The organism is Mycobacterium sp., from assembly GCF_035633495.1.
Taxonomy (GTDB): domain Bacteria; phylum Actinomycetota; class Actinomycetes; order Mycobacteriales; family Mycobacteriaceae; genus Mycobacterium.
Genome location: NZ_DASQEU010000127.1, coordinates 19,162 through 27,567 on the forward strand (window position 1 = coordinate 19,162; position 8,406 = coordinate 27,567).

Consider the following 8,406-nt stretch of genomic DNA (forward strand, 5'->3'; position numbering starts at 1 on the left):
CTAGACGGCGAGTTCGATGGTGACGCCACCACCCGTTGGGTTGGCGCCGGACACTAGTGACCATGGCGCCCGAAAGATGCGTCCCGGCGCGGCAGGCCACAGAGTTCGCTTCTCGCCGATGGTGCGACCGTCCTGGACCGCGCGCAGTCGCGGGACTCGGTGATACTCGTCCACCCAGAACAACAGATCCCCGCGCGGTGCCATACCCCCGTCAGCGGTGATGAGTTGCGGCGTCACCCACCGGAAGGGAGGTTTGGTTCGTACTCGAATACCTTGTGGCGCGGCGCTTCTCCCGTCGAGCCAGCCGAGGACCTTCGGTGCGACGTGACGGCCTTCGAGTGCGGCGCAGTCCGCGGTGTCGACGGGATGTACCAGGTTGCCCACTGCGAACACCCCCGCCTTGCTGGTCCGCAGACTCGCGTCCACGATCGGACCGCGGGTGTCGACGTCCATTGTCAAGCCTGCCGTCCGGGAGAGCTCGTGGTCTGGGATCCAGTCACCCGTCGTGATCACGGTGTCGCAGTCGATCGTGGTGCGCGCGCCCGTGTCGACGTTCTCCACGACCACGGACCGCACCCGCGTCTTCCCGTCGATGCTCACCACTCGACTGCGGGTCATCCTCGGCCCACGTAGGAGCGCGCGACCGGGGATTCGGAACGCGGCGTAGGCCTCCGAATGCGGATAGGCGCTGATCATTGCGACTGTGGCACAACCGGCTTCACGCAGAGTCAGCACGGCCGACCAGCTGACGAGTTCGGCGCCCACCACGACGGCGCTGGTCCCCACGTTGGCGTGGTGCACGTGGACGAGGTTCTGCAGTTGCCCGGTGGTGTAGACGCCCTCGGGACGGTCGCCGGGGATCAACCGGGCGGCCCGCGGCCGCTCCCGGGCTCCGGTCGCCAGCACGACGGCGTCGGCCGCCAGGGTCCGCCGGCCGCGTGGCGACGTGATCTCCAAAGTGCGCTCACCGCGCCATCCCGTGACCATCGCCTCGGTCTCCAGGTGCGCTCCGGCGTCCCGGGCGGAGTCGGTCAGACGGCGGGCATACGCGGGTCCAGAGATGAATCGCTTGAGGTCGCGCATCCCGTAGCCCGGGTGGTCACTGTGCCGGGGTATTCCGCCAGTCTCGGCCTCGCGCTCGACGACGAGGACCTCGCCGTCGACGATCGGGGCCAATTCCGAGGCCGCCGTGAGCCCGGACGGACCTCCCCCGACGATGGCTACGGCCACCCTCTGAACTTCGTTGCCGGCATTGGTCATTGGGCTGCCTCGAGCAATTCGGCGGCGTGTGCACCGCAGTAGAAACCCTGACAGCGGCCGTTCATCACCCGGGTGCGACGACGAAGCCCGTCGAGGTCGCGCGGCGGAATCACCGATGCGAACGCATCTCGGATCTCGCCTGCGGTGACGCGCTCGCAGAAGCACACGATGCGGCCGTACTCGGGGTCCCCGGCGATGCGCTCGGCATCCTGATACGGCCTCGTCGTCGCCTCGCCGATGTTCGGCATCCGCGGCGCTGGTGGCAGCTCGGCCTGCGGCGCGAGGTCGAGGCCCGTGTCGGCGGCCAGCAACTCCAGTATATGTTCTGCGACCGCCATTCCCGCGGTAAGGCCCGTCGAGCGGATGCCGCCGACGAGGACGTACTGCTGGTCGCGGTCTACGTCGATGAGGTAGTCACCGTGGTCGATCGCGGCCCGCAGGCCCGCATAGGCCGCGGTCACCTCTTCGTCGAACAAGGTCGGCATCAGCGCGCGGCCCTTGCCCAGCAGGAACTCGAAGCCCTCCTCCGAGGTGCCGGTGGCGGTGCGGTCGGTCAGGTTCTCCGACGTCGGCCCCACCATCACATTGCCGTAGATGGTCGGGCTCACGAGCACTCCCTTACCGCGCGACGAGGGCACGGCCAGCACGATGCACGGCACCATCGGGCGGGTGAGCTTGTCGAACACCAACAGTTCGCCGCGCCGCGGAGTGACGGTGAATCGCCGATGTCCGAACCTGGCGTCCAGGTGGTCGGCACCGAGCCCCGCCGCGTTGACGACCCAGCGAGCGTTGATCTCGCCGGCAGTGGTGACCAGTGTGGTGTGCTCGACCACGCCGCCGCGCGGAATGACGTCGGTGACTTCGGCACTGCGGCGAAGCTCGACACCGCGTCGAACGGCGTCGGTCGCCAGCGCGAGGTTCGTGGTCCAGGAGCAAATGATCGCCTCACCAGGCACGGTGAGGCCGGCCAGCGCGCCGGGTCCGAGCTCGGGAACCCGGCGGTAAACCTCTTCGCCGCTCACGATTTCGCACGCGTGGTACCCGTTGCGCTCCGCCTTGTCCTTCAGGCCTGGCAGAGCGTCGCGCTCCTCGTCGGTCCATGCGACGAGCAACGCGCCGGTGCGCTCGACGGGGATGCCGACCTGCTCGGCGTACTCACCCAGGAGGTCGTACCCGCGGGCGACCAATCGGGACTCCAAAGTGCCCGGGGTGGCGTCGAAGCCAGTGTGCAACAGGGCCGTATTGGCCTTGCTGGTGCCATCACCGACGTCGTCGCGCCCCTCGATCAACGTCACGGTCAGGCCGGTGCTCCCGAGCGCGCGAGCGATGGCGCTCCCGACGATGCCAGCGCCGATGACGGCGACGTCTCGAATGTCCCTCGGATCGTTCACGATTGGGTCTCCTTCGGGGTCAGCACGGCAGCTGCGGCCTGCCGCCACCGGGCCAGGTGCTCGGCCGCGCGGTCGTCGGACCAGACCGGTTCATAGGTGTGCTGCGGTGTCCAGTATCCGACGACGTCCGCGGGGCTCAGGACTGGGTCGAGCGCGAGCCGGGCGCACGCCGCAGCGCCCAGCGGTGTGGCGTGGGCCGATGGGTAGACCTCCACGGGAATGCGGGCGAGATCGGCCTGCGCCTGCATCAGCACCGCGGAGCGCGTGAGGCCACCGTCGACGCGAAGCCTCGTCAGCGGCTGCCCCAGGTCCTGCGCCATAAGGTCGGCCAGGCACGCGACCTGAGCGGCGATTCCCTCCAGCAGCGCCCTAATTAGATGACCCCTGCCGCTGCTGAGCGTCATGCCCGTGAACGACGCGGTGGCTCGAGCGTCCCACCAAGGGGCGGCCAGCCCGGCGAGGGCGGGCACGCAGAGGACGCCGCCGCTGGAGCCACCCGCTGACGCCGCGACGACGTCGAGCTGGTCGGCGGCGTGCACCAGACCCAGGTCGATCGCCCATCGCACGGCCGAGGCCGCGGTGTAGACCTGCCCGTCCGCGCAGTAGGAGGTGCGGTCCCGAAGCGTCCACGCGACCGAGGTGGTCAGTCCGGCACCCGAACGCGCGGCGTTCTCGCCGAGTTGTGCGAGCAGGAACGCGCCGGTGCCGAACGTGCACTTCGCCGCGCCGGGATCGAGACAGCTTTCGGCGAGCAGCGCCGCCTGCTGGTCCACGATCAAGCCAGCCACCGGGATCGGCTGGGGACCGAAAGCCGTTGTCTCACCGACTATCTGATCACAAGCGACCAGATCCGGCATCCGCTCGTCCGCCAGGCCGAACAGCCCGAGGAGGTTCTGACTCCACGTCGTCGCGTCCAGATCGAGCAGTAGAGAACGGCTGGCGGTCGACGTGTCGGTGACGAAGGCGCCACAGAGGCGGTACACCAGCCAGGTGTCGGTCGTCGTGACGACACCGTCACGGGTCAGGTTTGCCCGGACCCACGCCATCTTCGGCGCGGAGAAGTATGGGTCGAGCACCAGCCCGGTCCGCCGAGCCACGTCGTCGGCCGATTCGGCGAGGGCCGCGCAGATGGATTCCGCGCGGCGATCCTGCCACACGATCGCCGGACTGAACGGCCTGCCCGTCGCCCTATCCCACGCCAGAACGGTCTCACCCTGGTTGGCCAGCGCCACCGCGGCAACGGGGACGCCTGCCCCCTCCAGCGCACGGCGCCCCGCGTCTACCACCGAGTTCCACAAAGCCTCGGGGTCCTGCTCGACGCCACCGCCGGGCAGATACTCGGGGCGCAGGGCGACCTCGGCGATGGACAGCACCTGCCCGTCGTCGTCGACGACGATGGCCTTGGTTCCCGAGGTGCCCTGGTCGATGGCCAACACGTGGGTCATGGCCGCAAGGTACCCGACCTCGCGGAAAGAGTTCGTCATGGTTTCGGGGGCCAGACCAACTCGGAAAGTCGATATCGCCGGTGATATCGCTTCTCGGAGCGGGTCCGTGGTGGGAGAAGCTCAGTCCGAGTGCTACGAATCCCCGTCAAGCGATTTGACGCCCATCTCGCGCAGTTCGACCTTGCGAACCTTCCCGGTGACCGTCATGGGAAACTCGTCGATGGTTCGCACGTAACGCGGAATCTTTTGTCGCGCAAGCTTGTCAGCGGCAAACGCGCGGACGTCATCCGCCGACAACTCGGACGTGCCGTCCCGCAACACGATCCACGCCATTAGCTCCTCGCCGTACTTCTCGTCGGGAACCCCGATCACCTGCGCGTCGCGGACGTCAGGGTGGGTGTAGAGGAACTCCTCGACCTCGCGCGGGGAGATGTTCTCCCCGCCGCGGATGACCATGTCCTTGCTGCGGCCGGTGATCTGCACGTAACCGGCGTCATCCATGACCGCCAGGTCGCCGGTGTGCATCCACCCGTCGGCGTCGAGCACCTCCGCCGTCTTCTCGGGCTCGTCCCAATAGCCGAGCATCACGCTGTAACCGCGGGTGCACAACTCCCCGACCGCGCCTCGGTCGACCACGTCGCCCGTACCGGCGTCGACGATCTTGATCTCGAGATGCGGCCCGACCCGGCCGACGGTGCCCACCCGGAGTTCGATTGGATCGTCGGTGCGCGTCTGGGTCGACACCGGCGACGTCTCCGTCATGCCGTAGCAGATCGACACCTGGTCCATGTGCATCCGCGACACGACCTGGCGCATGACGTGTTCGGGGCACGGCGAGCCCGCCATGATCCCGGTGCGCAGCGAGGACAGATCGAACGAGTCGAACTCGTCGAGGGCCAGTTCGGCGATGAACATCGTCGGCACCCCGTAGAGGCTGGTGCACGATTCGGCCTGGACGGCAGCCAACGTCGCCGCGGGGTCGAAGCTCGGTGCGGGGATGACCATCGCAGAGCCGTGGGTGAGACAGGCGAGGTTGCCCATCACCATCCCGAAGCAGTGATAGAACGGCACCGGTATGCAAACCCGGTCGGCGACGGTGTAGGCGAGGAGCTCGCCCACGAAGTACCCGTTGTTCAAGATGTTTTCGTGCGACAACGTCGCACCCTTGGGTCGGCCGGTGGTCCCCGAGGTGTACTGCACGTTGATGGGGTCGCTCGGGGAGAGCGAGTCGGCGACGGCATCCACCTCGGGATCACCGTCTGCGAACAACTCCGAGAAGCCGTCGGTGCCGAAGAGTGCGACGCGTTGGAGGCCGGGGCAGCGCGACGCGACGTCGGCGAGGATGCGCGCGTAGTCGGAGTCCTTGAACTGCTGCGCGGCGAACACCCAGCGCATGCCCGCCTGGTTGATCGCGAACTCGAGTTCGTGGGCGCGGTAGGCCGGATTGATCGTGACGAGGACGACACCGATCTCGGCGGTCGCGAACTGCACGAGCGTCCATTCCCAGCGGTTCGGCGACCACACGCCGACCCGATCGCCTCGCCGCAGCCCCGCCGCGAGCAGTCCCGATGCCAAGCTTCGAACATCCTGCCGCAGTTGCGAATACGTCCACCGCCGACCCGCGGGCACGTCCACCAGCGCATCCCCGTCGGGCCACCGCCCGGCAGCCCGGCACAGCGCCTGCCCGATCGTGTCGGTCAGCAGGCCAGGGTCGGCTTCACCGCGGGCGTAGGAGACCGTCATTCGTCAGCCGCGCCGGTGATCGATGGCGCAGTATGCCCGATGCCCTTCATCGCGTGCTTCTCCCTTCTGAGGCCCTACAGGATCTGAGGCCTGAAACAGACAGCGGTCTCCCAGGTTAGTGCTGAGGACCGTCGCCGTCGGAGCGGTTGCGCAAGGCGATGGTGAGCTGGACCCGCGACGTCACGCCCAGCTTGCGGAATACCGCCCGCAGATGCGTGTTCACGGTGTTCGGCGAGGCGCCCAACTCCCCCGCGGCGGAACGGTTGGTCACCGGTACCGCTTCGAAGGGCGGCTCTTCCCAGGTAGCGCCCAAGGCAGAGGTTCCCTCCATCACGCCGATGGAGGGGACCTGTTCAATGCCTCGATCCCGCACGCGCACCCCCCGTGCCAGCGAGGCGGCGGAACCGACGCGGACAACAAATGGTTGGCCTATTGTTCTGCCCGTGGGCGTCCAGAAGGCGGCTCCTACCGCGCCATCGCGTGTCGCGCCTTCCGCGCCGGAAAGGCCACCCTGTGAGCAACAAGCCGAACATCCTGATCATCTGGGGCGACGACATCGGGCAGAGCAACCTGAGCTGCTACAGCGACGGGGTGATGGGCTACCGCACCAAGAACATCGACCGCATCGCCGCCGAGGGCGCCCGCTTCACCGACTACTACGGCGAGCAGAGCTGTACCGCGGGCCGGGCCGCCTTCATCACGGGTCAGAACCCCTACCGAAGCGGACTGACCAAGGTGGGCATGCCGGCGGCCCCGCTCGGGCTGCAGGCTGAAGATCCGACCATCGCCCTGGCACTGAAGGCGCAGGGCTACGCCACCGGGCAGTTCGGCAAGAACCACCTCGGTGACCGCGACGAGTTCCTACCCACCATGCACGGCTTCGACGAATTCTTCGGGAACCTTTACCACCTCAACGCCGAGGAGGAACCCGAGCACCCGGACTATCCGAAGGATCCGGAATTCCGGAAGAAGTTCGGGCCCCGCGGTGTGCTGCACACCTGGGCCAACGGCGACGGCACCCAGCGCATCGAGGACACCGGCCCGCTGACCAAGAAGCGGATGGAAACCTGTGATGAGGAATTCCGTGATGCCGCAATCGACTTCATCAAGCGACAGAACGAGGCTGAGACGCCGTTCTTCGTCTGGTTCAATTCCACCCATATGCACTTCCGCACCCACCCCAAGCCGGAGAGCATCGGCCGCTCGGGGCGGTGGCAATCCGAGTACCACGACACCATGCTCGATCACGACGATATCGTCGGCGAACTGCTGAACACCCTCGACGAACTCGGCATCGCCGACGACACCATCGTCATGTACTCCACCGACAACGGCCCGCACATGAACAGCTGGCCCGACGCCGGCATGACGCCGTTCCGCAACGAGAAGAATTCCAACTGGGAAGGCGCCTATCGTGTGCCGGCGATGGTGCGCTGGCCCGGGCATATCCCCGCTGGCACGGTGCTGAACGGGATCGTCAGCCACAACGACTGGTTCGTGACGCTGCTGGCCGCGGCCGGCGATCCCGATATCGCCGATAGGCTGCGCGCCGGATCCGACCTGGGCGGCACCACATACAAGGTGCATCTCGACGGGCACAACCAGTTGGACTACATCACGGGCGCAAGCGACGACAGTCCGCGTCAGCACTTCTTTTACGTCAACGACGACGGGGACCTCACCGCGTTGCGCTTCGACAACTGGAAGCTCGTCTTCCTCGAGCAGCGCTGCCCAGGAACCCTGCAGGTCTGGGCCGAGCCGTTCACCGAGCTTCGCGTCCCCAAGATCTTCAACTTGCGGACCGACCCGTACGAACGGGCCGACATCACGTCGAACACCTACTTCGACTGGATGCTGGACCGGGTATGGGTGTTTACCCCGGCTCAGGCGTACGTCGCCCAGATGCTTCAGACACTGGTCGAGTTCCCGCAGCGGCAGGAGTCCGCCAGCTTCAACCTCGAGCAGGTGATGGCCAAGCTGCAGGCGGGCATTCCCGCCTCCTGAGGTCAGGCGCCCTCGAGCACTCGGCCATTCTCGCGCGTGTCACTGCAGTTGGTCCAGCAGCTAGCGGAGCGTGCGCGCCAGGTAGTGGAAGACCTTCTGGTGCAGCACCTGCACCGCCCTCACGTGGCGACGCCGACCCGCGCCGTCGGCGTTGCGCATGACGACGTGGTTGACGGGCGCCGTCATCGTGCGGGCAAAATTGGCTGCCTGGCCGGCGAACAGCGCGTCGCCCTCGCCCTCGAGCATCGCGAAAGGGAGAGTGCCTGGGAATCGTTGGCCGGGTCGTCCCTGCGGTAGAACTCGGCGCAGCGGTAGTAATTCGATGCCCGTAGGAACGCCTCACGCGCGCTGACCCGATCGCCGACCAGGAGCGACTCCTCGCCGCGCCGAGCGATCCGCACCGCGGTCGTGCGCCATGCCGCCGTCCACGCGTCCTCGTGGCCGTCGGGAATCCGAGCGGTGGTGGCGAGCACTTCGCCGATGTCCGCTCCTCCGTCACCGGCGAATCCCGCGGCACGCAACGCCTCGAACGCGAATGCCTCGTCTTGGACGGTGAACTGAAC

General features: G+C 67.3%; 7 protein-coding genes and 1 pseudogene. 1 reads left to right on the plus strand and 7 read right to left on the minus strand.

Annotation, left to right across the window (positions count from 1 at the left end; genetic code table 11):
• The 5 genes from VET27_RS19370 to VET27_RS19390 all read right to left on the minus strand — a co-directional run bounded on the left by VET27_RS19370 (position 1) and on the right by VET27_RS19390 (position 6,170).
• Complete coding sequence (locus tag VET27_RS19370; protein ID WP_526521040.1) at positions 1–1,260, minus strand: NAD(P)/FAD-dependent oxidoreductase; 1,260 nt, start codon at positions 1,258–1,260, stop codon at positions 1–3.
• Positions 1,257–2,651, minus strand: a complete 1,395-nt coding sequence (locus VET27_RS19375) for an NAD(P)/FAD-dependent oxidoreductase (protein ID WP_526521042.1) — start codon at positions 2,649–2,651, stop codon at positions 1,257–1,259. Before VET27_RS19375 ends, VET27_RS19370 begins: the two co-directional genes overlap by 4 nt.
• Complete coding sequence (locus VET27_RS19380) at positions 2,648–4,096, minus strand: FGGY family carbohydrate kinase (protein WP_526521044.1); 1,449 nt, start codon at positions 4,094–4,096, stop codon at positions 2,648–2,650. The genes VET27_RS19375 and VET27_RS19380 overlap by 4 nt, the downstream gene beginning before the upstream one ends.
• Before the next feature lie 132 nt (positions 4,097–4,228).
• Positions 4,229–5,839, minus strand: a complete 1,611-nt coding sequence (locus tag VET27_RS19385) for an AMP-binding protein (RefSeq protein WP_526521046.1) — start codon at positions 5,837–5,839, stop codon at positions 4,229–4,231.
• Positions 5,840–5,954: 115 nt separating this feature from the next.
• Positions 5,955–6,170 (minus strand): response regulator transcription factor, encoded by a 216-nt coding sequence (locus VET27_RS19390; RefSeq protein ID WP_526521048.1) that lies wholly within the window; start codon positions 6,168–6,170, stop codon positions 5,955–5,957.
• Positions 6,171–6,352: 182 nt separating this feature from the next.
• Between VET27_RS19390 and VET27_RS19395 the strand changes: the two genes are divergently transcribed.
• Positions 6,353–7,843, plus strand: coding sequence for an arylsulfatase (locus VET27_RS19395; protein WP_526521050.1), 1,491 nt, complete (start codon positions 6,353–6,355; stop codon positions 7,841–7,843).
• A 60-nt stretch (positions 7,844–7,903) separates the two neighbouring features.
• Here VET27_RS19395 and VET27_RS19400 read toward each other — a convergent pair whose 3' ends face one another.
• Positions 7,904–8,029: a hypothetical protein gene (locus tag VET27_RS19400; RefSeq protein ID WP_526521052.1), complete on the minus strand. Its 126-nt coding sequence runs from the start codon at positions 8,027–8,029 to the stop codon at positions 7,904–7,906.
• Positions 8,026–8,406 (minus strand): annotated as a pseudogene (locus tag VET27_RS19405) (hypothetical protein); the annotation flags it as partial. The pseudogene VET27_RS19405 and the gene VET27_RS19400, both read right to left, overlap by 4 nt.